The sequence below is a fragment of the Roseinatronobacter thiooxidans genome (assembly GCF_001870675.1).
Classification (GTDB): Bacteria; Pseudomonadota; Alphaproteobacteria; order Rhodobacterales; family Rhodobacteraceae; genus Roseinatronobacter; species Roseinatronobacter thiooxidans.
Genome location: NZ_MEHT01000018.1, coordinates 188,948 through 214,700, shown reverse-complemented (window position 1 = coordinate 214,700; position 25,753 = coordinate 188,948). Strand labels below are relative to the sequence as shown.

Here is a 25,753-nt window from a genome sequence, read left to right as displayed (position 1 = left end):
GCATAAAAACAGGTAGCGGAGGGCGCGATGTTTGAACGTGCCGTAGTTCTGGATAAGCAAAAACATCAACACCTCCGATTTCAGGAGGTGAGCTCCTTCAAATATGCAAGCTCTACAACCGCTGCGCCAATTGCGGCATCCGAATTCTCAAAGGTCGCTCGCGAGTTTCCAATCGCTTTTGCCCGCGAAGGTCGCTTTCTACCCGTCGTCTTCTTGGGGCTACATCAGGGTCGCAACAGCTGTGTCTCTGAGGATGGTCGCTGGACCGCAGACTACATTCCTGCGCACCTGCGGCGGTATCCCTTCGTGCTAGGCGATCAGGGCAATGGCGAAGATTTCTTCGTCATGGCAGACTTGCGCGGGCTCTATAGCGGATTCGAAGGCGAGCCGGTGTTTCCTGAGGATGGAAACTGGAAAGATGGTGTGCTGGGTCGTGCGGAACAGTTTCTGATTTCCTTCGAGCGCGAATTGAAGGCGACGCAGGAGCTGGTGCGCCCATTGCAGGACGCAGATGTTTTGGTCAACAAGACCATCACATTGAGTCGCGCAGATGAGATTGTGGCGCGTGTCAGCAATGTCTCTGTTGTTGACCCTGACCGGATTGCCGCGCTCGATGATGCAACCTTGGCAGCTTGGGTGCGAAGTGGCTTGATGCGTCTGGTTCATTTGCATATCGAGAGCCAGAGGAATTGGGAGCGTTTGGGCTGATATCCTAGGCGCGCTGTCAGCAGACCGCCCTAGGTTATTAGGTAGCCACGTATATGACACGCAAGATTGGCCTTGGGTCAACGCATTTTCTGCGGCCCATTATGATGGTCAGTTGCGCCATCAGTCCGCTGCTTGCACCAGCAGCGGACGCAGATTCTATTTTTGTTGGATCGCGTGTTGGGAGCGGGGATACAATCACTGTACTACAGGAATTTCGCGACGCATCTATCGAGAGCCAGACTGACGGCGCCTTCCGCATCCGTCTCACCGACCCCTCTATGCCGCTAGGTCTTGAGGGGGCGGGGGTTTCGGTGATGGAAAATTTGATTGAGGCGGGTGCAACCGCCAACAGATACTCCCGCAGGGTATTTGTGCAGACGCTAGCTTCAAAGCCCCCCACTCAGTCCTTTCTCGCGCGTGCGTCAGAAGTGAGTATATACGGCGCCAAGCCTGAGGAAGACGTGCTGGGTGGGCACGCGCTGTTCTCGACCCAACATGTTGACGTAAGCACTGCGGCGCAACAGATTTCCGCGCTGGCGCGCGCGCAGGCTGATTTGTCACAAATTGATTTACCAACCTCAACGGGCATGCTGGGCAGTCGGCTATCCGTTGACGGCAATCGGATCTTTGGGCGCGCATCGGCAAACATTGGAGAAAACTGGCTCGCACTTGAGAGCAATACCGCGCTCGATGTGAATGCAGCTCTGCTGTCGGTACAGCAAAACCTTGGAACAGATGTACACGGTAACGCCTTACCAGGCATGTCGGTGCTCGGTCGCGCCATCGCGGATTTTGGAGCCGCTGAGGCAGATCAAGAAACGCTCATCTCGGGCAATGTCCAAAACAGCCTGTTGTCAATTGATACCAATACCGTTTTTGCGCAGGCTGAGGTTAATCGCGCGGATAACCGGATTTCAGCGGCTGGAACACACATCCAAGGCAGGTCAGGATTTCAGAGCGGTGTTTATCTCTCAGGGGTTCAAAGAAACATGCCTGCAACGATCCGGAGCGCAGAAGCTGACCTTGCCCTTCTCAATTCACAACGACAATCAGGCCAGGTCGAGAGCGTGGCAAGCCTGACCGCGCAGCTCGATATTCGGATCGTCGATGGTGGTCGCGACATGCTGATCGACAGTACTATGTCGCTGTTCGATGCGCTGATGCGTTCGGATGCCTTAGCCAATACAGCAATCAATCAGATTATGGTTGAAAGCGTTACAGAGCTTAACGCGGCCTCCGCCAGTCTTGGGAATTATCAGCAAAATGAAGGACGGGTGGTCGCCCGAACGAATGTCTCGGATATAGATGGTGGCGCTGCTCTGCTGTCTCGGAATAAGGACATTTTGCTTTTGACGATGGAGGGTATTAAGCGAAGCCGGGTCAGGATCGACGACACAGTGTTTCTGGCGAACGCCAGTGCCAACCGGGCAACAAACCTCATTCGGATGTCGGGTACGGAAGTGCAACTCGGCCGTGACCCAGCAGCCACGATCAACACATATGCGGATACCGTAGTGTCATCTCTGTCTTCTTTTGCAGTGAACGCAGATGTCACATTGGGCAATTTGCAAATATCAAAGGGGCGAGCCCATGTGCAAAGTGAAGCTGCGCTGCGTGCCAGAATTGAGGTGGGTACAGGCCCAATATTGGACAGCAGCCTGTCCTTGAGCAGAAATTTTGTCCAGAGTGTTGCCACTGATAATGAAGCGACTAACCTTGTTGCAGTGAGCGCAAAGAATGCTCTCGTCGGCACTGTTGGCCTGTCCAATATGCAACTTGCAGACGCCACGGCTGTGCAAGCTGATGCGCAGCTCGACCTGATGGCAAGGCAAATGCCCGGCGATGATCTATCGAACAGCCGTATTGCCTTCGATGGCAACGTTGCCCTCTCGGCTGCAAGCGGCAATGACGCTGAAAACCAAATTTTGGTCTCCGGATCCAAAATCGACGGGCAGTCAATCAAACCTACACCATTGGTGCTTAACGCACCTGCGCAAAAAATGGCCACAGCCAATTTTGTGCTCAGCAATCTGCAGCAACGTTCGGATGACGCCCCAATAGAGGCCCGCGCAACTTTGAGCGCCGCTGCTTTGCTTGCGGCTCCGTCTATAAATGACAGCTCCAGTCTTTCGGTTTATGCTAATGCCGTGGAAGCGTCTTCGGTGTCCAACCGTGCGCGCAATACACTGAGACTTGACGCTGACATACTGAACGCGACTTCAGCAGTGATCAGCAGCACCCAAACGAGTGATGCTTCTGTCGAGGCCGTGGTTAGCCTTGATCAACTTTTGGGGAATATCGATCTTGATGTCGCAGCACAGCTGAGGGTGATAATAGCCGACAACCTTGCCATCGCTCAGGCGCGCGGCAATGACTCTGTCAATATATTGAACGCGCAGGCAGCAGTGATTGCGCCGGAAGAGGACATACCCGCCAACAAGACAGTTCCTCTAAATGCGACCGGTAGCTTCGCCGCTGAAAACATACAGCGCAACACGGGCGGGGTCAGAGCACAGGCCTCTGCTCAGACGGATACAGCTGATGTCACACCAAACCCAGGCGGCGCGCTTAACAGTAGCCAGATTGTCCTGCGAAACGCTGGTCTTGTCGCGGATTCAAGTGGGAACCGATCCGTTACCCAGATCATGATGCGTGGCCCTTCGGGATCAACTGAGGTTTCAATGTCTGCAACCAGCTCACAAATCAACACAGGTTCTGTCACCAGTACTGCTCGCGCAAGTAAATTTAGCAACGCTCCCGCAGGTCAGATTGGCAACAGACCAGCATCGGCATCTGCAAATCCTGTCACGGCTACTGCGACTGGGAACAGCTCAATAACCCAACTCCAGCGCTATTGACGCATTGATATTTTGTTGGGTGTACAAAACGCGTATTCTTAAGCAGCCGGCTGGTCTATCATCTGTAAGAAATCGGTTAAACTACGTCCAACCGCGCGAGCAGCCTCGTGACGTAGGCGCATCTGTTCCACCATTGCAGGATTTCGAAAAACCGAATAGCCACCCATGCCATAAAGGACCACAAGATCACCCACCACAGAAGAAGAAGATAACGCCGTCGCCTCGAAATCTGTAACAACGCATTTGATACCTGCTGGCAGATCTGCTGCCATTTCTTCCAAAGCGCAACGTTGTTGTTGAGCATCTTCCAAGCTCAAACAGCTATATCGGCCCTGGCGCTTCAGGATCGTTTCCAAGGTATGTGAATCGAGAAAAATCCAACCTGTGGCAGTCCGCAAGCTGCCCAAATTGCGTCGTACCAACGACAGCTTCTCAACATAGGCCTCAATATCCTCACGCCCCGCAAGCTCGGCGGCCAGAACTGCGGCAGTCTTGGCGATCTCTGGTATCGAGCTTGGCACATAGACAAAAGGAGCGAATTGGGCGAGACGCCACATGGGCAGATAGACATCTTCCAGTGCCGCGACAGAGTTCTTGTGAAACACACCTCGCAGTGGCAACGCATTTATAGACCGCTGCTGCGATGCATCAAGTTCGGCCACAATGACTTGTCTTAGTCGGTTGATCTGTATTTCGCCGCAATGCGGGAGCTTACGACACTCTGTCAGAAAACTATCTACAGCAAGACGGTTCTCCAACAGGGCGCCTAAAGTCACGCTTTCGAAAAGTGGGTGATTGCGTACGGCCTCACGCAGACGCACATCCGGATGCGCATCTCGCAGCAGGCGCCGTATGGTCCAGTCCCAACGTTCTGATTTTCCCACGCCACGTATAGCTGATGAAAGCGGCCGCTCGTTCTGACGGTCATCGTAATGCAACACGGGTGGAGGAAGGCCTTTAGTGACATACATCTTGTTTAGCTTTCTCGACCAGATTTTTCGGTATTGCAGGGGGGTAAAACCGAATAAATGGGGAAGTATATGTATCACAGGTGATTATTATCAATCGACACATTCACGTTACAGAATTTTAATATTAGGCGCAATCAAAATAGGACCTGGCCTCCAGACCTCGGTAACGGATCTGTCTCTGTCAAGTCATTCAACACAAAAAGACTGATCCAGCCGATGCCCCCTGGGATGCGACTATATTTGCCAAGGCGCTTGGAACGCGGTGGTCGGCACACAGAGGTGGTGATATAGTTCTCGCACGAAGTACTGCTTGACGCATCAAACGATTTCTCGCCGCGTTCTTCCTTCTGTAATTCGCTTGACGGCATATGTCTTTGTCTTTGGGTCATCCCGCATATGAACGACGGCTTAGCGGCATATCGCAGCGTTTGCCTGTCGGTAGCCTCCGCGATTTAGTCGCATGCGATTTGTCTTGCCAGTTGAGGCCGGGATTGGACATACGCCACACATCATGGCCAGCGCGGCTTCGGATTTGATGCGCTCAGGATTGCGTCCTACGCGGATCAGCGTTTCGTCCGCGGTCAGCGTCGAGATGCCATGAGATTCCAGCAGCTCGGGCGCTTTCTCACGGACTGGGTTGTTTGGTCATGGTTGTTTGGCTTCATGTCACCTGCCAGACTTTGCCAGTCTCCAGCTGCTTGACGTAATCGACGGTTGCCCCAGTCCAGTGATATGCGAAATGCCTGCCTTGCGTCAGGGTCGGGATCATATCGGGCCAGAACGCCGCGATGCAACGCCCGCCGGGGGAGCGGGCGCGGGGCCAAGTGATGCCGTTCGACCGTGCTTGCGCGTCGCTCGGCGCCAAAGACCTGTGAGGGGTGATAATCGTCGGGGTCGAGCAGATTGGAGCGGCCGGTGGCGTCGTTCAGATCGGCATCGATCGATCCTATCAGCTCTCGGAACTGCGAGGTCCAGCCTGGGGGATTATCCGTGGCGCGCATGAAACGGGCTTGGTGGAGGTTTTCGGCGATGGCGACTTCGGTGCTGTCGCCCGCGTAGTAGAGGCCAAAGCTGCCATCCGAGAACCGCCCCGGTCGCTGGGACGAGCAAGGAACGAAGGGTGCCATGACCCAGCTCGCACCAGACCCGTCACGCGGCGGGCAACCGGCACCTTGACAAGATCACCGATCCTGTCGCGGATGCGTGGGTTGAACTTGGCCTCGGCGGAAGCCTGCGCCTCCCAGTCAGCGGGGTCGGCGATGTCTTCAACAAGGTCGATAGGCGGATGGATCGAGCGGATGATGCGGGAGGTGCGCGGCCATGTCACGCGGGTGGTGGGCGCTGTCGCGGCCTGCTGGATTAACGCACTGTGAAGGTCCACACGTTTTTGTTAAAAATCTTCGCCAGTGATAAGGATAACTGCGGACATAAACGCCCTATTCTTCACGGAATGCCCTACGGAAGTAATCTGCCAAAGGCCTCGTCAGGTAGTCAACTGGCGAGCGGGCATCGGTTTGAGCAAAGGCAATTACGGGCATCCCAGGCACCAGCTGACGGTCGTCCAGATGCGCGAGGTCGCTTTCATTTATGCGGATCCGGACCCTGTAATGGCTGCTGCGTGTTCGCTCATCCAAGAAGGCATCCGCAGAAACATGGATAATCTCGCCGCCAATTTCCTGCATGGCGCGTGCGCTGAATGCTGGAAACTGCAATGTGACGGGCTGTCCGGCATAAATTCGGTCGATATCATTGGCTTCAATCTGTGCGGCGACAACAAGCGGCTGATCCTGCGGGACGATGGACATTAGCCTTTCCGCAGCCCCTAGAACAGCACCCACTGTGTTGATCTCCAGCCCATGAATCACACCCTCGACCGGCGCGCGTATCTCCAGCCGGCTAATACGATCAGCGAGAACCTGCAGTTGTTCAGACAATTCACGTTGCGCGCCGTGCAAATCGCGCAGCACGGTAACCGCCTCTTCTTGCCGTGTTGAATTCAGGGCAATAGTTTCAAGCGAAACGCCAGTGATACGCTCCAGGGCTTCCGCCTTGCGCGAAACCAGATCACCCAGATCACCCGTCCGCTCTGCAACTTCGCGATGCAAGGCATTCAACCGTGCGTTTGTCGCCAGCCCGCGCTCGGTCAATGATGCTTGGGATACCAATTCATCTTGCGCAATATGCAACTGCGTTTCAACGGCCCCGATCTGGGCATCGATCCCCGCGACGAGACTGTGTACTTGGATCTGACGCTGTTCAAGTTGCTCGATGCGCTGCTGATGTGTTCTCAGGCGGGCGTCAAACAGAGCCTCTTGCCCGATCATCTGCTCGACGACATAAGGCCGATTTTTGGCGGCATCCACCAATGTGTCGGGAAAGCGGACCGTCCCGGCGCCGTCACGCTCGGCCGTCAGACGCCCGATCCGTGCGAGAGTTTCGAAATACTGGGCTTCGACTATGGAATACTCGGCGCGCAAGCGTGTTCCGTCAAGTTCCAGCAGGGTCTGGCCAGCGCCCACATGATCTCCATCCCTGACAAGAATTGACTGAACCATGCCGCCGTCAATATGCTGCACCACCTGCCGTCGCTGTTCGACCTCCAACTCTCCTGCAGCGATGACCGCGCCCGAGATATTGGCCAGCACCGCCCAGGAACCGAAGCCGCCAAGCAGCAATGCAATCGCCAGAAAGCCGATAATATGCGGTTTGCGCAATGATAGGCTAAGTTCCGGTTGCGGCCTGTCAGCGGGGCGCCCACCGACGCGGTGCGGGGTAAGCGCCGCCCGGTCATTTGCCGGAGTGACATCCATGCTTTGCCTGGCGGCGGGAAGATCGCTTACGCCCTTGCTGGCAGCGGGAAGGGTCATGGTGCCGCCCCCATGATGCGGCCCTGAAATTTTGATGGCTTTTTCTTGCCCATATTGGCCATCACTTCTGCATGTGGGCCAAAGGCCACGCGTGTTCCATTCTCAAGGACCAAGAGCAAGTCACATGATTGCAGTGCCGCAGGCCTGTGTGCGATCACCACCACCGTCGTGCCACGCTCGCGGCAATTCTGGATGGTAAGGTCAAGTGCTGCCACGCCCTCGCGGTCGATATGGGCGTCGGGTTCATCCAGAACCAGCAGCGCAGGCGCACCATAAAGCGCGCGCGCCAGCCCCACACGCTGCGCTTGCCCGCCCGACAACCGCCCTCCACGCGCATCAATACGGGTGTCATAGCCTTCTGGCAGGCTCAGGATCAGCTCATGAACCCCTGCATCGCGGGCAGCGTTGATAATGTCATTCGGGTCAGGGTCATGGTCAAAACGACAGATGTTTTCGGCAATCGTGCCTTCAAACAAGGCCACGCGTTGCGGCAAGTAGCCGATCAGCCGACCCAACATATCCGGGTCATACTGATCCAGCGGCGCGCCACCCAGCCGGATCCGCCCGCCTGCCAGCCGCCAGCTGCCCACCAATGCGCGCGCCAGTGTCGACTTGCCCGACCCGCTGGGACCAATCACGCCAAGCGCCTGCCCGGGTTCGAGTGCGAACGCCAACATGCGCAATACATAGCGTGTATCGCCGGGGGGCGTGACCGTAATACTTTGCACATCCAGCCGCCCATCTGGACGCGGCAACGGCGTGCGTTGCGGGGCAGGCGGCACTTCGCGCAGCAGCTGCGAAAGCCTCTGCCAGCCTTCTTGCGCGCGCTGCACACTGGCCCATTGGCCAATGGTGGCATCCACCGGAGCCAGCGCGCGGCCCAGCAGGATCGAGGCCGCAATCATCGCCCCCGGTGTCAGCGCGTTTTGCAACACCAACCACGCCCCCGCCGCCAGAATTGCCGATTGCAGGAACAGCCGGAAGGTGCGCGATGTGGTCGAAAACCCGTCCGCGCGGTCTTTGGCACCAACATCCGCCTCCAATGCGGCGCGGCGAGCCTTTTGCCAGCGACCCATGACGGTTTCCATCATCCCAAGGCTCTGGATCGTCTCGGCCTCGTTCTTGAGCTGGCCTTCCAGCCGCATGGCTTCTTCGGACAGTTGCATTGCTTTTTGCTGGCGGTCCTTGGTCAAGCGCTGGTTCGTCAGCGCGATTGCCACTAGAATTGCGCCACCTGTCAGCGCCACGACCCCCAGAAGCGGATGGAAGATGAAGATTGCAGCCAGAAAGATCGGCGCCCAAGGCATGTCGAACAGCGCCAGAAACACGCGCGAGCCGACAAAGCGGTGAATGCCGTCCAGATCGCGCTGCGCGGTCTGCGCCAGCGGATCGCCCGCCCGCACCGCCAGCCGCTGCATGGTGGCCCCTAGCACGCGCCGGTCCAGCCGATCCTGAAACCGTGCCGCCACCCGCGCCACCAGTAACCCGCGCGAATGGTCCAGCAGCGCCATCATCAGATACAGGAACGCCACCAGCACAAACAGCGCCACCAGCGTGGGTTCCGACCGGCTGGACAGCACCCGGTCATAGATCTGCAGCATGAACAGCGGGCCGGTCAGCATCAACAGGTTGACGAAAACGCTGAATAGGCCAACGCGGGTCAGCAGCCCGCGGTTCTCGGCTCGTGCCGCCTTGAGGTCGTCGGGGTGGTTGGACATGGGAACCCAGAACTTGGATCATGTATGATGGGTCGCATGATTGCGGCCCATCAAATTGGCAGGTGAATGACCAAGCCAGCGCAAAGTGAAATTCACCTGCCATTGCCACCAGACTGCGGGTCAGGCGATGCAGTCTTCCTGATAGAATTCGTAGAAATCGTCATACTGGTACTCGGTGGTGCCAGGCCCTGTGTTCATAGTAGGCCCTTCGTCCGGCTCCGGCCCGTTCTCGTCGTTTTCGATGGCGAAGAACAGGTCCGGACCAGTTCCGCCCTTGATCGAAACACCGATCAGCGTGGAGTCGTCATCGACGCGATCATCCACCTTCTTGATATACTCGAACATGCAGGCATAGAAATCGTCCATGTCATTGCTGATCCAGCCGATTTCCTCACTGTCGGGGAATTCATCGATCTTTACGGCCACGTCCCATTTTCCGTCACCAGTCGTGTCAATGTAAAACACGGCGTTGGAAATGTCCTGCGGCCATTCCGGGAAGAAATCGTTATCGTCATCATCCTCAGGATGATACTCGCCCACCGCTCCGATTTTTAGGCTGCCTTCGCCATCATCGCCCGTGCTGGTCGCCCGGATGCCGATTTCGGTTTCGGCAAAGGCTTCCATCAGGCCCGCGCCGTCAGTCAATTCACCGTCTTCATTATAGAAGTCGCCAAACCCGAATTCTATCAGCTGTTTGGCGGTGAAGGTGATCGAACCCTCGGTGTTTGCACCATCCTTCAGGCCCGCCTTGCCTTCCTCGAAAGCCGCATCGAATCCGTCGCCATAGCCCTTCATGTTGTTGGCGCTGCCGCCCCTGCCGTTGCCGGCCGTGTCAAGGTCACCACCATCATTGAAGAAGTCGAAATAAACGCCGATGATGTCTGCATCGGCTGAGTCTTCGCCCAGTTCATAGTCGACGGTGATCGAACCGTCATCATTCAGGGTCGCCGTCACATTTATGATGACTTTCGTGCCATCGCTCGAAGTTCCAGTGATTTGCCAGGTTACCGTTCCAGCCATTGCATTCACTCCATAGTTTTCATGTGAATTTTGCATCTGCGATAGCCATGAAGGGTGGCGTCCACAGCATTTTACCCATGTTGGCATTGCCTGAGTGATCAAATGTTTTGCTAATCATCACAGTCCTCCATCCAACCGGTGTCCCTGTTGCTCCTCACCACTCGGGAAACGGAGTTCCCCAAAAACATTCAGAGAGTTCTCAACTCTTCGACATGGTCAATTATTGCTCGCGTGGTCTGGGCACCGCGCATATTTTCAACGGAGACAGAGCCCATAACGGGGTAATGATCGGATTGTTCCCAGCAAGGCCCTAAAATTTTTCATCCGGTAGAGTTTCAGGAAACTTGCGCGCTTGAAGATTCAGCGCCAGTTGCGTCTGACGCTGGCGACGATGCCCGCCGACCTGGTCACGGAACTCGATGCGGCAATCGAAGCGCTGGGGCTGATTGCGTTCCGGGGCAAGGTGGTTAACCCCAGAAGTCAGAAAGCATTTCATCATCGAATATGCTTGCATTCCCCATAGCACCAGTGTTGCTTGCGGCCTGCAGTGATGATGTTGACCGGCTTGGTGGTGATGATGACGCTGTTGCGTTCGTATAGATTGGTTCAACAACCGGCGCCTGCTTGGCCCCATTGGACACATCCCGACAGCAAAGGCTGAAGAGAACTTCTATGCACAGCGGGACGTGCTTGATATGGTCGCGAGAAATGAAGCTATAGGTCTCCAATAAAACCGGGGCGGTTCAGTCGTGGGCGGCACCCCGATCAGGGCCAGGGACCGGCGGACTGGAAGGTGAGAGCAAGGGAGACAACAATGAGAATGTCCGCCCGGTCGCTCCTACATGCCTTGCCTGCTCGGCGAGGGCAGAGGCACGCATGGTTTTGAGGGTCGTTTGGTCAGACAACAATCGGCTTATATTCGCAGTAAGCTCCGGCCCGTTTCGCACGGTGATAACCGCACCAGAGGCGCATAATGTGTCATATGCGGTTCTGAAATTCTCTACATATGGTCCTGACAGGACGGCACAGCCAAGTTGCGCAGGCTCATAGGGTGTATGGCCGCCTATTCCGTCCAGAAGCGAGCCACCAATAACCGCCAGATCGGCAACCCTATAAACTGTGCCCAAATCCCCGATGGTATCCAGCAGATGCACCTGTGTTTCCGGGGCTGGCCGTGTTGCGGCGCTCTGCCGTGAAAACACAATTCCCCGACGGATAAGCTCGGCCGCGATGGCGTCGCCCCGCTCGGGGTGACGTGGCACCAGGATCAGCAGACTGTCGCGCACCATTGCGCCAAAAGCATCCAGAATGATCTCTTCCTCGCCAGGATGGGTCGAGGCGGCGGCCCAGATCGGACGCCTTGTTGCGGCGGCCCTGAATTGCTGAGCCAGCGCCTCGTCCACGCGCGGTGGTGGAATATCTGCCTTGAGGTTGCCCGGTGCGTTGATCCGTGTTGACGCAAGGCCAAGATCGATAAACTCTTGTACAAGTGTGACATCCTGTACAGTGATCAGGCTGAAATCATGCAAAAGCACGCGCATGCTGCGCGGTGCGCGCTTGCGCGTCTTGGATGGGCGCGCGTTGAGCAATGCCCGCGGCACAGACTGCGCGGCAAGCCTGCGCAGCAGGCGTGGCCAGAGATCGGCTTCAACAAACAGGGCGGCATCCGGACGCCAATGTATAAAAAACCGGTTTACCGCAGCGGGCGTGTCGATGGGCAAAAACTGATGCAATGCATCCGGCAGGCGCGCCGCAGCGGTTTTTGCTCCGGTCGCGGTTGTCGTCGTAATCAGGATCTGTGCTTTGGTCTGTGCGGCGATCAGGCGCGCAAGTGCCGATACGGAAATCACCTCGCCGACAGACGCGGCATGTATCCAGATCAACTGCCCGTCTGGCCGGTTGACGCTTGCGCGTCCGAAACGCTCACCCAGACGTGCCGGATCGGCCCCTTGGCGCAGATGGGCGCGACGGATCAGGGCATCAAACAGTCCCGGCACCATCCGTGTCAGCCCAAACCAGAGGCGCAGCAAAAGGGTAGGCTTCATTTTTTGTGCCATGTCAGCGCGCATGTTTCAGACGAATTGGTCTTGAAATGGCGCATGATTCATCTCCGGAGGGTAAGCTTGTGGTAGAATGCAATGATTTTGTTGCGCCAAAGGCGTTCCTGTTTTGCGAAACCATAATACCAGCTACGTCCATGCGCTTTTCTGGTGGCGCCATCACCGTCGATATCGCTCGACATACCGATTTGGCGTGTGATTGCAGGCCAGATCGCAAAGCCAAGGTCGCGCTTAACCATGATTTCGCGAAACTGTGTGTCAACCGGCATGGTGATGGTCCGGTGATGGTCAAGAATATTTTGCGCGCCTTGGCGCGACCACAAAAGAGCAGTGGTCATCATCGGGAAGTAATGCGCTTTCACAAGATCGTGACCACCTCCCAGCGGCTCTAGCCGAGAGTATATCTTCAATCGACCGGCACCCAGATGGATCAAATCCCAATGCCGCTTCGTCTTTTCCATTATATCTATGGACGCCGCGATAACTTGCAGGAAATCATCGTCGATCGCCGCATCATCCTCGAGCACTATTCCATACGGGCTGTCGGTGGCAAGAAATCGTTCGATGCAATCGAGATGGCTGCGGTAGCAGCCATATTCTGCACCACGCAAAGGTCGGCCAAGAAACCGGTGTGCCGCCCTAAGATCACAATCTGTGGTTTGCGTCAAATCTACGCCTCGCCCGTCAAAGGCCGAGACTCTGGTCGCATTCGTTACTCCGGCTTTGCGTAGCCCCGCTTCAATCGAGCCACGCCGATCTTCACTCGAGTCAAGATTGATATAGTAGACTGGGATTTTACCACTCATCATTGCAAACTCTGTTCACGAAGCTTCCAGAAGGGAAAGTGCCACCATAATTTTCAGCAACATAACGCGTCAAATGGCTTGCCCAAAGATGTACAGCATAAGCATCTGCTGGCGCATCCTTTGCCGTATACGCTCCGGGGTCTGCGAAACGGCGGGCCTCTGCCAGAGGGATTGAATAAAAGGCACTGACTGGGAGGGCATGCGAAATCTCACCACTTTTTCTCAGTTCTAGCGTGAGCAATTTGGGGCCAATTGCGCCCCAAGGCCATCTGTCGATTGGCAGGCCACCGGAGAGAATGTTCCGCAGTTGATACTTCAGCTTCCGAAGGCCGGTCAGATGCGGGGGCAATCCCTTAGTATTCACAGTGACTGTCGCAAGGCTTCTCAAGGCAAATGAATCCGAGGGTAGCCGGAGTACTGCCCCATTCAGCCAGTATTCTGCCTCATATCCAAATATGTGATCGCTGGGAAAGTCGAAGGGTCGTAATGCAATGATATCCAGATCAACCCAAATAAACTCAGTTTTGCATATAAGAGTGTAGCGGAAAATATCCGAGTGCAAAGCTGGGCTACCGGTTTTCTGATGCCTAATGATACGGCCTGTATCCAGTATTTCGCGTGCATCACGGAAAATGACATCAGGGGGGCGATTTTCGATCTCTTCATAAGCGAAAAGCGTGAACTCATGGCCCAGCCTGACAAATGAACGGATAGCAGCCAATTCAATAGGTCCGAGCCTTGAGCCGATCCAGAGGCTTGCAACTTTTTTCAGCACTGTCGAATACCTTATGGCTACAATTACAGGGTTTAGATAGCTTACAGGCGGGGAAGAATATACCCCCCCGACATGTCAGGCATAGGATAGCTGCCCTTTGGCCAGTTCTTCCCTATACCCCGCAAGCAGCGTCTGCCAGGCGTCATCATCCCAGTGCAATCTGGGCAGCTTGCCCTTTTCTTTATCGAATGACCGCTTCAGCCGGACAAGATTTTGTTCCATCCAGGCGCCGGGTTTTCGCTGTGCGCATTTGTCGAAATCTATCAGCCACACCGTTTTTCCATTCTCAATCAATATATTGCGCGCGTTGAGGTCCGAGTGGTGTACCCCGATCCGATGCATGGACCCGATCACCCTGCCGGTTTCCCGCCAGATAGCAGGTGGCAAAAAGTTTTCCTCCAAGCATTCGGCCATGGGGCGGCTGTTGGGAATGCGTCCAGTGATGATGTCAGCACGATAAAAGACGCCCGCTGGCTGGAACCGCGCCGCAATAGGGCGGGGAACTGGCAGCCCTTGATCCCGCATCCACTGGAGAAGCATGAATTCCTGCATGGCACGACTGCGCGCAACCGGAACCCTGAGGTAAAGGTCGTGATTGAACTTTCCGATCAGCCCGCCGCGCCAGAAATGCCGCAGCACCATATCGTGACCGGCATAATGCAGAAAATATGCCGCGTTGCGGCCCTGCGAGCTGCCAACAAGCGCGCCCGATTGTTGCAGCCAGTCCGGCGCGAATATCTCTGGGGTGACGGGATCAAGCACCGAACTGTCATACCAGATCGCAGCATTCCCGAAGGTTGTCTTGATGAGCATGACTGGCAGTCCAGACCTGTTTTGCGTTTCGGGGCGTCATCTGGGCCGCCCCTGTCGCTCATTTAACGCCATAGTTCCCTGACCCAGTCAACCGGCAGAACCCGACGATACCATTTCCCGCTCCGTCCGATAATGGCATCTGGCGGATTGGGCTTGCCATGAAACACAACCACTTTTGCCCCCTCCGGAATTCGCGCGGGCTTGAAAAAGCCCATGATGCCCCGATGCATACAATGACGTTTGAAGCTGACACACCAGCTTTTCGGCCAGTAGCTGATCTTGCCCTGTCGGGAAAACCACGATGTAACGAACTCCTGCTCGTTGCGATAATCACGTTGCACGGTGTCCAGCGATTTGGCGAGATCAGCAATCAGCGCAGCATGTGCCCCGGCTGTGAAGCGGAAAACCGATGTATTTCCAGTCTCGTCACGCTTATCCCATTCCTTGATGACGATAAAGTCTCCCGGAGGATCGAAGAACTCATCCAAAGCGCCAGTGATCACGATGTCCACATCCAGAAACAATGTGGGGCCAGTCAGGTCATAAAGAGGGACTGCGAATACAGTAACCTTCAGCCAACCATGCAAGCGTGTCCATCCGGTTGCTGCATCGAATTCCGGAATGCCAATAGGCGGCAGTGCAAAGGTTTCAATCGCAGGATCGATGCCTGTCTCATCGTCGGTCAGGCACACGAAGCGATAGGGGCGCGACATGTTTCGCTGCACCATAGAATGCAGCTTGTTGACATACTCCGGACCGTATTTGGTGCCCCATTTCACACAAAGAATATTGACAGGATCCAAGCCAACCTCCACCGTGTAGCCCGAGGCGCGGGTCTACACTCAACCACTGCAACCCTTTTGGCGGCTATCAGACCAGCATTGATGCTGTCAATGTGCGACACCCCCTCATCTTGACGAAGCATCGGCAGGAAGGGCCGCTGGCAGCGATCTCCGACCTCTGGTATTCAGGGGGCGGTTATGGCGCTGCTGTCTGACGATGTCCCATGTCGATTGCGCCCGTCTGGCGTGGTTCAGGGCATGTCCGGATCGAGCCGGATCGAAAGCGCTTCACACTGTCATTGTCGCCAGACCTGCGTGTGGTCTGGTTTGTCGCCGGGTCCAGCTGCCTTTGCCGCCCGGCAATCATACCACACTCATGATATGAATCCTTAACCGGAATTCGCGTGTAAAGCCCCCCTTGCCAACTGCTGCTATCGGATTTACCTATCGCGCCAGACAACCGTTGGGGTGCCCTGTTACAGGGGCTGAGAGGCGCGAGCCAACCCATCGAACCTGATCCGGGTCATACCGGCGTAGGGAACGGTGATGAACAGATGCACAGCATCTCTGCCCCGTTTCCTTGCGTTCGACCCATTAGCAAGGAGGGGCACAGTGGTTCCCATCGCATTGACTATCGCAGGCTCTGACTCGGGGGGCGGCGCTGGTATTCAGGCGGATTTGAAGACATTTTCGGCGCTGGGCGTCTATGGTGCATCGGTCGTCACGGCGCTGACGGCGCAAAACACCCGCGCGGTCACGATGGTCGAGGGGGCGTCCCCTGCCATGATCGCGGCGCAGATTGCGGCGGTGTTCGATGATCTGGATATACGCGCGCTGAAACTGGGCATGCTGGGCGGGGCAGAGGCCATCGGGACTGTCGCGCACGCGCTTGCAGGGCGGGCGCTGCCGCTGGTGCTGGACCCTGTAATGGTGGCGAAATCCGGCGACCGTTTGTTGCCGCCCGCGGCGTTGCAGACCTTGCGCGGCGCGCTGGTGCCCATGGCCACGCTGCTGACGCCGAACCTGCCCGAAGCCGCCGATCTGCTGGGCACGACCCCCGCCCGGACCGAGGAAGAGATGATCGCGCAAGGCCACGCGCTGCGCGATCTGGGCGCGGGGGCCGTGCTCATGAAAGGCGGGCATGGCACGGGTTCTGTCTGTGTGGATATGTTGATCGAGGGCAGCGCCATCACTCGCCTGACCGCGCCGCGCCGCGCCACGCAAAATACCCATGGCACAGGCTGCACCCTGTCTGCCGCGATTGCGGCAGGACTTGCGCAGGGGATGGCGCTGGCCGATGCGGTGCGCCGTGCGCATGGCTATCTGCAAGGCGCGATTGCGGGCGCGGATGGCTTGGGCGTCGGCACGGGGCATGGCCCTGTGCATCACTTCCACAAGGTCTGGGCACATGGCTGATATCACCATCATCGGTGCCGGTGTCGCAGGGCTTTGGGCTGCGTGGGAGTTGCGCAAGGCGGGGCTTACCCCGCGCATACTGGACCGCAACGGCCCGCCGGGGCCGCATGGCTGTTCGTGGTGGGCGGGGGGCATGCTGGCCCCTTATTGCGAGGGGGCCGTGTCCGAGCCTGCCATCGTCGCGCATGGCCAGCGCGCCGCGCAGGCATGGGCCGAGGTGACGCAGGTCAGCCATCGCGGCTCGCTTGTTGTGACCTTGCAGCGCGACCGCGCTGAGCTGGCGCGTTTTGCACAGCGCACAAGAGGCCACCGGCTGTTGGGCGCGGAACTGCGCGAGGTGGAACCCGACCTGAGCACGGCCGATCAGGCCCTGTTCTTCGAGAGCGAAGCGCATCTTGACCCGCGCGCCGCGCTGCTGGACCTGACCGCTGCGTTGCAAGCTCACGGCGTGACCATTGAACAGACCGAGGCCACGCTCGAGGATATCGCCGGCCCTGTGATTGATGCGCGCGGTTTGGCGGCGGGTTTGGCCGGTTTGCGCGGTGTGCGCGGCGAAATGGTTGTGCTGCGCGCGCCAGATATCCGGCTGTCGCGCCCTGTGCGCCTGCTGCACCCGCGCCACCCGCTGTACATCGTGCCGCGTGCAGGCGGGCTTTTCATGCTGGGCGCGACCCAGATTGAAAGCGCGGACAGGCGCGGGATTTCCGCGCGCTCTACGCTGGAATTGCTGTCTGCGGCCTATGCGCTGGACCCCCGCTTTGCCGAGGCGGAACTGTTGGAGACCGGCACCGACCTGCGCCCTGCTTTCGCCGATAACGTGCCGCGTGTGCTGGCGCGGGGCCGCGTGCTGCACCTGAACGGGTTGTTCCGGCACGGCTATCTGCTGGCCCCTGCGCTGGCGCGGCAGGCGGCAGAATATCTGACCCAAGGGATCAAGGGGGATCTGGTTCATGAAGATTGAGGTGAATGGAGAGATGCGCGAGATCGCAGCCGACACGCTGGAGGGCGCCTTGAGCGAGTTGGATTGGGGCACCGCGCGCGTGGCAACAGCGCTGAACGGGGCGTTTGTGCCCAAATCCGCGCGCGCGGACACGCGCCTGCAAAATGGCGACCGGCTGGAAGTGCTGGCCCCCATGCAGGGGGGCTGAGCGGATGCCGGGGTTGAGGGGGACCAACCGAGAGGCGCCCGCGCAGGTGCGGGCGCTGCGTTGCGCCTGCTGCCTGCGCCCCGCGCCCCAGAAAAATGGAGAGAGATGATGCGCGATTTTTATGGTGTCACGCTGGAGACACCCTTGATGCTGGGGACAGCGCAATACCCCTCGCCCGCAGTGCTGGAGGATGCGTTTCGCGCCTCTCGGGCGTCCGTCGCCACGGTGTCGCTGCGCCGTGAAGCGGGGCAGGGGCAGGCATTCTGGCAGATTATTCGCAGCCTTGGCGTGCATGTCCTGCCCAATACGGCTGGCTGCTACAGTGCGAAAGAGGCGATCACCACCGCCCATATGGCGCGCGAGATGTTCGAGACGAACTGGATCAAGCTGGAAGTGATCGGCCATGCCGACACATTGCAGCCCGACCCGTTCGGCCTGTTGGCGGCGACCGAAGCGCTGGCCGCAGACGGGTTCGAGGTGTTTCCCTATACCACCGAGGATCAGGTTCTGGCCGCGCGCCTGCTGGAAGCGGGCGCAAAGGTGCTGATGCCTTGGGGCGCGCCCATCGGCTCTGGCCTTGGGTTGAACAACCGCTACGGGCTGCGCACCCTGCGCGCGGCGTTTCCGGATGTGCCGATGGTCATTGATGCGGGCCTTGGCCTGCCCAGCCATGCAGCGGATGCGATGGAAATGGGCTTTGACGCGGTCTTGCTGAACACCGCCGTTGCGCAAGCGGGCGATCCTGTCGCAATGGCGCGCGCGTTCGCGCTGGCCGCACAGGCGGGCGCGCTGGCCCATACGGCCGACCCGATGGCCCCGCGTGACATGGCGGCCCCCTCAACCCCTGTCATTGGAAAGGCATGGCTATGAACCTGCCCCGGTTTTACCCGATTTTCGACAGTGCCGACTGGCTGGAACGCGCGCTGCCCCTTGGCGTGAAATTCGTTCAACTGCGCATCAAGGACCGCAGCCCCGACGCTTTGCGGCTGGATATTCGCGTGGGGCTGGCGATGGCGCGGGCGCATGGCGCGGCGCTGGTTGTCAATGACCATTGGCAAATGGCGATCGAGGAAGGGGCCGAATGGCTGCATCTGGGCCAAGAGGATCTGGACGCGGCTGATCTGCCTGCGATCCGGCGCGCGGGGATCAAGCTGGGCCTGTCCACGCATGATCATGCAGAACTGGACCGCGCGCTTGCCCTTGCACCGGAATATGTCGCGTTGGGGCCGGTTTACCCCACCATCCTGAAACAGATGAAATGGCACCAGCAGGGGTTGGAGCGGGTCAGCGAATGGAAACGGCTGGTGGGCGACACCCCATTGGTGGCTATCGGCGGCATGTCGGTGGAACGTGCGGCGGGCGCGTTTGCGGCGGGCGCGGATATCGTCTCGGCTGTCACTGACATTACCCTAAACCCAAACCCGGAGGCGCGCATGCGTGAATGGCTTGGGGTCTGCGCATGACGCGCTATGCCCGCCAGATGATCTTGCCTGAAATCGGCACGCAGGGGCAAGCGCGGCTGGGGCGCGCGCATGTGCTGGTGGTTGGGGCAGGGGGGCTGGGCGTTCCTGTGGTGCAGTATCTGGCAGGCGCGGGTGTTGGGCGGATCACGCTGGTCGATGCCGATGCGGTGGCCGCGCATAACCTGCACCGCCAGCCGCTGTACCGGATGGACCAGATCGGCCAGCCAAAGGCCCATGCCGCCGCCGCCGCGTTGCAGGCGCTGAACCCCGATGTGAATGTCACCGCGCTGACCGACTGGCTGGACCCTGCCAATGCCCCCACGCTGGTGGCGGCGGCCGACTTGGTGCTGGATTGCGCCGATACCTTCGCGGCCAGCCTGATACTGTCGGACACTTGCCGCGAGAGGGGCAAGCCGCTGATCACAGCCTCGGCGCTGGCGCTGTCGGGCTATGTGGCGGGGTGCTGCGGCGCGGCCCCGTCCTTGCGCGCCATCTTCCCCGACCTGCCCGAACGCGGGGCCACCTGTGCGACTGCCGGTGTGATGGGGCCGGTGGTGGGCAGCATCGGGGCATTGCAGGCGCAGATGGCCTTATCGGTGCTGCTGGGCCTGACCCCTTCACCGCTGGGCCAACTTGTCAGCCTTGACGCGGCGCGCTGGCGGATGGGGGGCTTTCGGTTTGATGCCGCACCCGAACCCTTGCAGCCCTTGCCCTTTATCGCGCGCAGCCAGACCCGCGCGGATGACCTGCTGATCGACCTGCGCCACGAGGCCGCGCCCTTTCGCGCAGAGGCGCGCCATATCCCCCCCCATGCGATCACCACCCTTGCGCCGCCTTCAGGCGCGCGCGTTGTGCTGGCCTGTGCCACAGGCCTGCGCGCCCATAATGCGGGCCAAACCCTGCAATCCCACTGGTCGGGCGATATTGCCCTGCTGGCCCTGAACGAGTGAAAGGACCGCCCATGAAACACCTGTTTGCAACCACGCTTTTGGCCACCACCCTCGCCCTGCCCGCCCATGCCCAAGACCGCCTGAGCGTGATGTTGGACTGGTTCGTGAACCCCGACCACGCGCCCATCATTCTGGCGCAGGGACTGGGCTATTTCACCGATGCAGGGCTGGAGGTGGAAACCGTCACCCCGTCAGACCCCAACGCCCCGCCGCGCATGGCCGCTGCGGGGCGGGTGGATATAGCGATCAGCTACCAGCCGCAACTGCACCTTAGCCGCCATAACGACCTGCCCTTGCGCCGTGTCGGTACGCTGATTTCCACCCCGCTGACCTGCCTTGTGGTGCTGGCAGATGGGCCGGTGCAGGAGATGGCGGATTTGCGCGGCGGCAAAGTGGGCTTTGCCGTGGCAGGCGTGCAGGAGGTGATGCTGGATGCGATGCTGGCCCATCATGGCATGGTGCCGGGCGATGTCGAGCAGATCAATATCGGCTGGTCTATCTCGCCCGCGCTGATGTCGGGGCAGGTCGATGGCGTGATCGGCGCGTTTCGCAATTTCGAGCTGAACCAACTGGCGATTGAAGGCACCGAGGGGCGCTGTTTCTACCCCGAATCCGAGGGCGTGCCCAGCTATGACGAGTTGATCTATGTCGCCAACCCCGACCGGATGGATGCCGATGTCATCGCGCGTTTTCTGGATGCGACCGAACGCGCGACAGGCTTTATCCTGAACAACCCCGATCAGGCTTGGCAGATTTTCTCTGCCGCCGCATCCGAGTTGCAGACCGAATTGAACACCCGCGCATGGGGCGATACATGGCCGCGCTTTGCCACCCGCCCTGCCGCACTGGATGCAGGCCGCTATGCGCGGTTCGAGGCGTTTTTGGCCGAACGCGGGGCCACTGCGGGCGGGTTGTCGGTCGATGCTTTGGCGCTGGACGTTACTGCAAGGGCCGCGAAATGAGCGCGCCGGAATATGGCCGCGCCTTCACTCTCTGGCGCAAGGCCGCGCCGGAATGGGACGCCTATACGCGGCATGAATTTGTCGAGGCGCTGCGGCGGGGTGATCTGCCGCGCCAGGATTTCCTGCATTACTTGCGGCAGGATTATGTGTTCCTGATCCATTTCGCGCGGGCTTGGGCGCTGGCGGCGGCCAAGGCGGGCACTTTGGCGGAAATGCAGGCGGCATCCGCCACGGTGCAGGCGCTGGTGCATCATGAAATGCCATTGCATGTGCAGGTCTGTGCGCGCGCAGGTATTGATGCGCCCGCGTTGGAGGCGACAGTCGAAGCACCCGCCAACCTTGCCTATACCCGCTATGTGCTGGAGGCAGGCTATTCGGGCGATTTTCTGGACCTGATGGCCGCCCTTGCGCCCTGCGTGCTGGGCTATGGCGAAATCGGCACGCGGCTGGCGGGCAGTGGCGGGCCATATTCAGACTGGATCGAGACTTATGCAGGGGCAGAGTATCAGGCGCTGTGCCATGATGTGGGCGGCTTGATCGATGGCGCGCTGGCCTACAGGCTGGGGCCGGATTGGGCCGGCTCGCCGCGCTTTGACCATCTGGCGCAGCGCTTTGCCACGGCCACGCGGCTGGAAGTGGGCTTTTGGCAGATGGGTCTGGACGGCGCATGAGCACCCTGCGCCTGAGCGGTGATCTGTGGATGGGCGATGCGCCCCTGATCCGCAATCTGGCGCTGGAGTTTCCGGCGGCGCGCTGGTCCTGCCTGCTTGGCCGCTCTGGTGTGGGAAAATCCACCCTTGCGCGGTTGATCGCAGGTCTGCCCGGCCCTTACCGGCTGGAGGGGGAGCTTGCCGGAAACGGCAGGGCGCTGGCAGGCCATGTGGCAATGATGGCGCAGGATGCGCAGCTTTTGCCTTGGGCGGATTGTGTGCAAAACGTCACCATCGGCGCGCGGCTGCGGGGTGCGCGGCCTGATCTGGCCCGCGCCCGCGCGCTGCTGGCGCAGGTCGGGCTTGCGGGGCTGGAGGGGCGGCGGCCCGCCGCCCTGTCGGGTGGCCAGCGCCAGCGCGTGGCCTTGGCCCGCGTGCTGATGGAAGATTGCCCCATCGTTGTGCTGGACGAGCCGTTTTCCGCGCTGGACACTGTCACACGGCTGGCTATGCAGGATCTGGCGGCGAAGCTGTTGCAGGGGCGCTGCGTGATCCTGATCACTCATGACCCGTTAGAGGCTATCCGCCTGTCGGATCATGCCTATCTGCTTGGCCCCCTTGGGGCGGAATCGCTGGCCCTGCCCGCCAGCCCCACTCCGCGCGATTTCACCGCGCCCGAAACACTGGCCGCACAAGCGCAACTGCTCGCGCGCCTGCACAGTTTGGGGCCTGTCTTATGCGCTGGCTGAACACCCCAATTCTGCGCGCTCTGCTGGCTTTGGGCTTTGCGCTGGGCGTGTGGCAAGTGGTGGTCTGGGCCAGCGGGGTGCCGCATTTCATCTTGCCGGGGCCGGGGCGCGTGGGGGCCAGCCTATGGGCCAATGCGCCGCTTTTGTGGGAACATGCGCGCTTTACAGCGGTCAATCTGGGCATAGGGTTGGTCGCAGGGGTGGCGCTGGGGGTGGCAACTGCGCTTAATCTGGCGCTGTCGCCCGGTGCGCGGCTGTTGCTGCGCCCCATGCTGATCTTTGCCCAAGCCGTGCCCGTCTTTGCACTGGCCCCGATCCTGACGCTATGGTTGGGCTATGGCGCGGCGTCCAAGATCGTGATTGTCATGCTGGTGATCTATTTTCCCGTCACCTCGGCGTTTTTCGACGGGCTGATGCGCTTGCCTGCACCGCTGGCCGATCTGGCACAGATGATGCGCGCAACACCCTTGCGCCGCCTGTTCCTGTTGCAACTGCCCAATGCGCTGCCCGCGCTGGCCTCTGGCCTGCGTTTGGCGGTGGTTTATGCGCCTTTCGCAGTGGTGATTGGCGAATGGGTGGGGTCGTCGCGGGGCTTGGGGTATCTGATGCTGATGGCCAACGGGCGCGGGCAGACGGACCTGATGTTTGCGGCCCTTCTGGTGCTGGCGGCGCAAAGCCTGATCCTGTTTGCGCTGTTTGAGGCATTGGCGCGGGGCAGAACGGAACAGGCCGGACGCTAAGCGTCCGGCCTGTTCAATCTCTCAGCGTTTGCCGCGCTTTGGCGGTTCTGCCCCGCCGGGGCGTGCGGTGGCACGCGGTTTGCGCGCGGCGGGTTTCGCCTGTCCGGGCGGTGTGAACCGCTTGGAGCTGTCGCGCGCATCACCGATGGGGGCAGGCTTGCCCATGGGTTTGGGCTTTGGCTTGTCCCGTGCCACTGGGTCAGGCCGGTCGAACTTGGCCTTGGCGCGCGGGCCATCGGGTTTGTCCTTCGGCTTGTAGCTGTCCTTGGCGCGGGGGCTGTCCGCCCTGTCTTTGGGCTTGTAGCTGTCCTTGGGACGCGGCCCTTCAGGCTTGTCCTTCGGGCGGTAGGTGTCTGGCTTGAACCCTTCGGGCTTGTCCTTCGGCTTATAGGCATCGGGCTTGCTTTTGGTGGTTGCGCTGTGGCGCGGCTTGCGCTCGCCCTCTGCGCGGGCGGCGGGGGCGGGGCGGTCGTACCCGCCTGCAGGGCGGGGGTGTGCAGGGGCTTCGGCGCGGGGCGCGCGCGGGGCGCGTGGCGCGTCAGATGGCCTGCCGCCGCCCGAGTTTCTGTCGGGCGCCGAGTCCATCGGGCGCGCGATGATCCCGTCTTCCAGCACCCCGCCTGCGCCCAAAGTGGCCATGAAGCCAGCGGCGCTGGCCTCTGTCAACTCGACATGCGTCTCGTTATCCTGCACGCGGATCGCGCCGATGGCGGTCTTGTCCAGATTGCCCGCGCGGCACAATAGCGGCAGAATCCAGCGCGGTTCTGCCTTGTCATCGCGCCCGACCGACAGGGCGAACCAACGGCTTGGGCCGAATTCGCGGTGTTCGCGCGCGGCGGGTTTCGTCTCTGGTGGCAGCAAATCTTCGGGTGCGGCGTTGCGTTGCTGATACAGGCGCAAATAGGCGGCGGCCACCACCTCTGGCGCATGCAGGGCCAGCAGTTTGGCCGCGAAGGTCTGTTCATCCTCGGTCAAAGGCGTGGTCCATGCCGGATCGGCCAGCAGGCGTTCTTCATCCTTTTGCAAGATATCCTCGACCGATGGCGCGGTGGTCCATTCTGCCGAAATCTTGGCCCATTTCAGCAGATTTTCAGCCTTGCGCACAGCCCGTGGCGGCACGATCAGCGCCGAGATACCCTTGCGCCCCGCGCGCCCTGTCCGGCCAGAGCGGTGCAGCAGGCTTTCGGTATTGCTGGGCAGATCGGCATGGATGACAAGGTTCAGGTTTGGCAGGTCAATCCCGCGCGCGGCCACATCGGTGGCCACACAAACCCGCGCGCGCCCATCGCGCATGGCTTGCAGGGCGTGGGTGCGTTCGGTCTGGCTTAACTCGCCCGACAGCGTGACAGTGGCCAGCCCGCGATTGGTCAGGCGGGCCGACAGGTGGCTGACGGCTGCGCGCGTATTGGCAAAGACAATCGCGCTTTCTTCGGCATGAAAGCGCAGCAGGTTGAAAATGGCATGTTCGCTGTCAGATGCCGCCACGCGCAGCGCCTGATAGGAAATATCAGCATGCTGGTCAGTGCTGCCCAGTGTGCTGATCCGGCGCGCATCGCGCTGGTATTGCTTGGCCAGTTTGGCGATCATCGGCGATACGGTGGCCGAGAACATCAGCGTGCGGCGTTCTGCGGGTGACTTTGACAGCATGAATTCAAGGTCTTCACGAAAGCCCATATCCAGCATCTCGTCGGCCTCATCCAGCACGACGGCGCGCAATTCGCCCAGATCAAGGGCGTTGCGCTCGATATGGTCGCGCAAGCGCCCCGGTGTGCCGACAACGATATGCGCGCCGCGTTCCAGCGCGCGGCGTTCCTGCCGGCTGTCCATGCCGCCCACACAAGATGTGACAATCGCGCCGGTTTTCGCATAAAGCCATGTCAGCTCGCGCATGACCTGAAAAGCCAGCTCGCGCGTGGGGGCGATGACCAGCGCCAAGGGCGCGGCTGCGGGGCCAAAGCGTTCTTCCGTGCCCAGCAATGTGGGGGCGATGGCCATGCCAAAGCCCACGGTCTTGCCCGACCCGGTTTGCGCTGACACCAGCAAATCCTGATCCATGATATCGTCGGCTGTGACGGCGTTCTGGACAGGGGTGAGTTTGTCGAAGCCGCGTTCTGCAAGGGCTTCGGACAGGGGAGTGATCATAGCGAATATATATCCATAGTGTTTTGGCAGGGTCTGCCGTTGAGATGGGTCAACGCGACATCTATCGGACCCATCACCGAACGTCACATTGGAAGAAATTGCACAAAGCACAGCATGGTGCTGATATGCGTCCTTGCGTCTTGTCAACACGGCAA

General features: G+C 59.6%; 25 protein-coding genes and 1 riboswitch. Of the genes, 12 read left to right on the top strand and 13 right to left on the bottom strand.

Annotated features, from left to right (window positions below; all coding sequences use genetic code 11):
- Positions 1 to 27: 27 nt before the first annotated feature.
- On the top strand, positions 28 to 708 hold the full coding sequence (locus BG455_RS10430) for a SapC family protein (protein ID WP_084386250.1): 681 nt from the start codon (positions 28 to 30) through the stop codon (positions 706 to 708).
- A gap of 53 nt (positions 709 to 761) precedes the next feature.
- Positions 762 to 3,566, top strand: coding sequence for a hypothetical protein (locus BG455_RS10425; protein ID WP_071469916.1), 2,805 nt, complete (start codon positions 762 to 764; stop codon positions 3,564 to 3,566).
- Positions 3,567 to 3,604: 38 nt separating this feature from the next.
- Here the strand turns inward: BG455_RS10425 and BG455_RS10420 are convergent, their stop codons facing one another.
- The 12 genes from BG455_RS10420 to BG455_RS10375 all read right to left on the bottom strand — a co-directional run bounded on the left by BG455_RS10420 (position 3,605) and on the right by BG455_RS10375 (position 15,399).
- Positions 3,605 to 4,450: a hypothetical protein gene (locus BG455_RS10420; protein ID WP_143079912.1), complete on the bottom strand. Its 846-nt coding sequence runs from the start codon at positions 4,448 to 4,450 to the stop codon at positions 3,605 to 3,607.
- 495 nt (positions 4,451 to 4,945) lie between these two features.
- Positions 4,946 to 5,101, bottom strand: a complete 156-nt coding sequence (locus BG455_RS16885) for a transposase (RefSeq protein WP_245735526.1) — start codon at positions 5,099 to 5,101, stop codon at positions 4,946 to 4,948.
- A gap of 17 nt (positions 5,102 to 5,118) precedes the next feature.
- Positions 5,119 to 5,664 carry an RES family NAD+ phosphorylase gene (locus BG455_RS16880; protein WP_425438734.1) on the bottom strand — a complete coding sequence of 182 codons (546 nt, stop codon included), beginning with the start codon at positions 5,662 to 5,664 and terminating at the stop codon, positions 5,119 to 5,121.
- Between the two features lie 309 nt (positions 5,665 to 5,973).
- A complete protein-coding gene (locus tag BG455_RS10410; RefSeq protein ID WP_084386246.1) occupies positions 5,974 to 7,404 on the bottom strand; it encodes an HlyD family type I secretion periplasmic adaptor subunit in 1,431 nt (476 codons plus the stop codon).
- Positions 7,401 to 9,122, bottom strand: a complete 1,722-nt coding sequence (locus tag BG455_RS10405) for a type I secretion system permease/ATPase (RefSeq protein WP_071469913.1) — start codon at positions 9,120 to 9,122, stop codon at positions 7,401 to 7,403. The genes BG455_RS10410 and BG455_RS10405 overlap by 4 nt, the downstream gene beginning before the upstream one ends.
- 120 nt (positions 9,123 to 9,242) lie before the next feature.
- Positions 9,243 to 10,142 carry a hypothetical protein gene (locus BG455_RS10400; protein WP_071469912.1) on the bottom strand — a complete coding sequence of 300 codons (900 nt, stop codon included), beginning with the start codon at positions 10,140 to 10,142 and terminating at the stop codon, positions 9,243 to 9,245.
- 310 nt (positions 10,143 to 10,452) lie between these two features.
- The gene (locus BG455_RS17325) at positions 10,453 to 10,656 is read right to left on the bottom strand and encodes a hypothetical protein (RefSeq protein ID WP_071469911.1); all 204 of its coding nucleotides are present in this window, start codon (positions 10,654 to 10,656) and stop codon (positions 10,453 to 10,455) included.
- Between the two features lie 229 nt (positions 10,657 to 10,885).
- Positions 10,886 to 12,187 (bottom strand): 3-deoxy-D-manno-octulosonic acid transferase, encoded by a 1,302-nt coding sequence (locus tag BG455_RS10390; protein ID WP_170124736.1) that lies wholly within the window; start codon positions 12,185 to 12,187, stop codon positions 10,886 to 10,888.
- A 59-nt stretch (positions 12,188 to 12,246) separates the two neighbouring features.
- Positions 12,247 to 13,008 (bottom strand): glycosyltransferase family 25 protein, encoded by a 762-nt coding sequence (locus BG455_RS10385; RefSeq protein WP_170124735.1) that lies wholly within the window; start codon positions 13,006 to 13,008, stop codon positions 12,247 to 12,249.
- On the bottom strand, positions 12,998 to 13,783 hold the full coding sequence (locus BG455_RS17125) for a hypothetical protein (RefSeq protein WP_143079911.1): 786 nt from the start codon (positions 13,781 to 13,783) through the stop codon (positions 12,998 to 13,000). The genes BG455_RS10385 and BG455_RS17125 overlap by 11 nt, the downstream gene beginning before the upstream one ends.
- A gap of 75 nt (positions 13,784 to 13,858) precedes the next feature.
- A complete protein-coding gene (locus BG455_RS10380; RefSeq protein ID WP_071469909.1) occupies positions 13,859 to 14,596 on the bottom strand; it encodes a 3-deoxy-D-manno-octulosonic acid kinase in 738 nt (245 codons plus the stop codon).
- Positions 14,597 to 14,658: 62 nt separating this feature from the next.
- Complete coding sequence (locus BG455_RS10375) at positions 14,659 to 15,399, bottom strand: glycosyltransferase (protein WP_071469908.1); 741 nt, start codon at positions 15,397 to 15,399, stop codon at positions 14,659 to 14,661.
- Between the two features lie 433 nt (positions 15,400 to 15,832).
- Positions 15,833 to 15,935, top strand: a riboswitch (TPP riboswitch).
- A 55-nt stretch (positions 15,936 to 15,990) separates the two neighbouring features.
- Between BG455_RS10375 and thiD the strand changes: the two genes are divergently transcribed.
- The 10 genes from thiD (at position 15,991) to BG455_RS10325 (ending at position 23,456) form a co-directional block, all read left to right on the top strand.
- Positions 15,991 to 16,794, top strand: coding sequence for a bifunctional hydroxymethylpyrimidine kinase/phosphomethylpyrimidine kinase (gene thiD, locus BG455_RS10370; protein WP_071469907.1), 804 nt, complete (start codon positions 15,991 to 15,993; stop codon positions 16,792 to 16,794).
- Positions 16,787 to 17,755, top strand: coding sequence for an FAD-dependent oxidoreductase (locus BG455_RS10365; protein WP_071469906.1), 969 nt, complete (start codon positions 16,787 to 16,789; stop codon positions 17,753 to 17,755). The genes thiD and BG455_RS10365 overlap by 8 nt, the downstream gene beginning before the upstream one ends.
- Positions 17,745 to 17,942 carry a sulfur carrier protein ThiS gene (gene thiS, locus BG455_RS10360; RefSeq protein WP_071469905.1) on the top strand — a complete coding sequence of 66 codons (198 nt, stop codon included), beginning with the start codon at positions 17,745 to 17,747 and terminating at the stop codon, positions 17,940 to 17,942. The genes BG455_RS10365 and thiS overlap by 11 nt, the downstream gene beginning before the upstream one ends.
- Before the next feature lie 108 nt (positions 17,943 to 18,050).
- Positions 18,051 to 18,812, top strand: a complete 762-nt coding sequence (locus BG455_RS10355; RefSeq protein WP_071469957.1) for a thiazole synthase — start codon at positions 18,051 to 18,053, stop codon at positions 18,810 to 18,812.
- Positions 18,809 to 19,405, top strand: coding sequence for a thiamine phosphate synthase (locus tag BG455_RS10350; protein ID WP_071469904.1), 597 nt, complete (start codon positions 18,809 to 18,811; stop codon positions 19,403 to 19,405). Before BG455_RS10355 ends, BG455_RS10350 begins: the two co-directional genes overlap by 4 nt.
- Positions 19,402 to 20,355, top strand: coding sequence for a HesA/MoeB/ThiF family protein (locus BG455_RS10345; RefSeq protein WP_071469958.1), 954 nt, complete (start codon positions 19,402 to 19,404; stop codon positions 20,353 to 20,355). The genes BG455_RS10350 and BG455_RS10345 overlap by 4 nt, the downstream gene beginning before the upstream one ends.
- A gap of 11 nt (positions 20,356 to 20,366) precedes the next feature.
- Entirely contained in the window at positions 20,367 to 21,317 is a 951-nt protein-coding gene (locus BG455_RS10340; RefSeq protein WP_071469903.1) for an ABC transporter substrate-binding protein, read from the top strand.
- Positions 21,314 to 21,988: a thiaminase II gene (tenA, locus tag BG455_RS10335; RefSeq protein WP_071469902.1), complete on the top strand. Its 675-nt coding sequence runs from the start codon at positions 21,314 to 21,316 to the stop codon at positions 21,986 to 21,988. The genes BG455_RS10340 and tenA overlap by 4 nt, the downstream gene beginning before the upstream one ends.
- Positions 21,985 to 22,716 carry an ABC transporter ATP-binding protein gene (locus tag BG455_RS10330; RefSeq protein WP_071469901.1) on the top strand — a complete coding sequence of 244 codons (732 nt, stop codon included), beginning with the start codon at positions 21,985 to 21,987 and terminating at the stop codon, positions 22,714 to 22,716. The genes tenA and BG455_RS10330 overlap by 4 nt, the downstream gene beginning before the upstream one ends.
- Positions 22,704 to 23,456, top strand: a complete 753-nt coding sequence (locus tag BG455_RS10325; protein ID WP_071469900.1) for an ABC transporter permease — start codon at positions 22,704 to 22,706, stop codon at positions 23,454 to 23,456. The genes BG455_RS10330 and BG455_RS10325 overlap by 13 nt, the downstream gene beginning before the upstream one ends.
- A 21-nt stretch (positions 23,457 to 23,477) precedes the next feature.
- Here BG455_RS10325 and BG455_RS10320 read toward each other — a convergent pair whose 3' ends face one another.
- Complete coding sequence (locus BG455_RS10320; RefSeq protein ID WP_071469899.1) at positions 23,478 to 25,598, bottom strand: DEAD/DEAH box helicase; 2,121 nt, start codon at positions 25,596 to 25,598, stop codon at positions 23,478 to 23,480.
- Positions 25,599 to 25,753 lie beyond the last annotated feature (155 nt).

Bases quoted from the DNA above. Each gene is read 5' to 3' on its own strand.
- thiS (WP_071469905.1), top strand. From the start codon at position 17,745: ATGAAGATTGAGGTGAATGGAGAGATGCGCGAGATCGCAGCCGACACG.
- BG455_RS10345 (WP_071469958.1), top strand. From the start codon at position 19,402: ATGACGCGCTATGCCCGCCAGATGATCTTGCCTGAAATCGGCACGCAG.
- BG455_RS10330 (WP_071469901.1), top strand. From the start codon at position 21,985: ATGAGCACCCTGCGCCTGAGCGGTGATCTGTGGATGGGCGATGCGCCC.
- BG455_RS17325 (WP_071469911.1), bottom strand. From the start codon at position 10,656: ATGCAAGCATATTCGATGATGAAATGCTTTCTGACTTCTGGGGTTAAC.
- tenA (WP_071469902.1), top strand. From the start codon at position 21,314: ATGAGCGCGCCGGAATATGGCCGCGCCTTCACTCTCTGGCGCAAGGCC.
- BG455_RS16880 (WP_425438734.1), bottom strand. From the start codon at position 5,664: ATGGCACCCTTCGTTCCTTGCTCGTCCCAGCGACCGGGGCGGTTCTCG.
- BG455_RS10380 (WP_071469909.1), bottom strand. From the start codon at position 14,596: ATGCTCATCAAGACAACCTTCGGGAATGCTGCGATCTGGTATGACAGT.
- BG455_RS10340 (WP_071469903.1), top strand. From the start codon at position 20,367: ATGAAACACCTGTTTGCAACCACGCTTTTGGCCACCACCCTCGCCCTG.
- BG455_RS10410 (WP_084386246.1), bottom strand. From the start codon at position 7,404: ATGACCCTTCCCGCTGCCAGCAAGGGCGTAAGCGATCTTCCCGCCGCC.
- BG455_RS10385 (WP_170124735.1), bottom strand. From the start codon at position 13,008: ATGAGTGGTAAAATCCCAGTCTACTATATCAATCTTGACTCGAGTGAA.
- BG455_RS10350 (WP_071469904.1), top strand. From the start codon at position 18,809: ATGAACCTGCCCCGGTTTTACCCGATTTTCGACAGTGCCGACTGGCTG.
- BG455_RS10430 (WP_084386250.1), top strand. From the start codon at position 28: ATGTTTGAACGTGCCGTAGTTCTGGATAAGCAAAAACATCAACACCTC.
- BG455_RS10320 (WP_071469899.1), bottom strand. From the start codon at position 25,598: ATGATCACTCCCCTGTCCGAAGCCCTTGCAGAACGCGGCTTCGACAAA.
- BG455_RS10390 (WP_170124736.1), bottom strand. From the start codon at position 12,187: ATGAAGCCTACCCTTTTGCTGCGCCTCTGGTTTGGGCTGACACGGATG.
- BG455_RS10355 (WP_071469957.1), top strand. From the start codon at position 18,051: ATGCGCGATTTTTATGGTGTCACGCTGGAGACACCCTTGATGCTGGGG.
- BG455_RS10405 (WP_071469913.1), bottom strand. From the start codon at position 9,122: ATGTCCAACCACCCCGACGACCTCAAGGCGGCACGAGCCGAGAACCGC.
- BG455_RS10325 (WP_071469900.1), top strand. From the start codon at position 22,704: ATGCGCTGGCTGAACACCCCAATTCTGCGCGCTCTGCTGGCTTTGGGC.
- BG455_RS10425 (WP_071469916.1), top strand. From the start codon at position 762: ATGACACGCAAGATTGGCCTTGGGTCAACGCATTTTCTGCGGCCCATT.
- BG455_RS10400 (WP_071469912.1), bottom strand. From the start codon at position 10,142: ATGGCTGGAACGGTAACCTGGCAAATCACTGGAACTTCGAGCGATGGC.
- BG455_RS10365 (WP_071469906.1), top strand. From the start codon at position 16,787: ATGGCTGATATCACCATCATCGGTGCCGGTGTCGCAGGGCTTTGGGCT.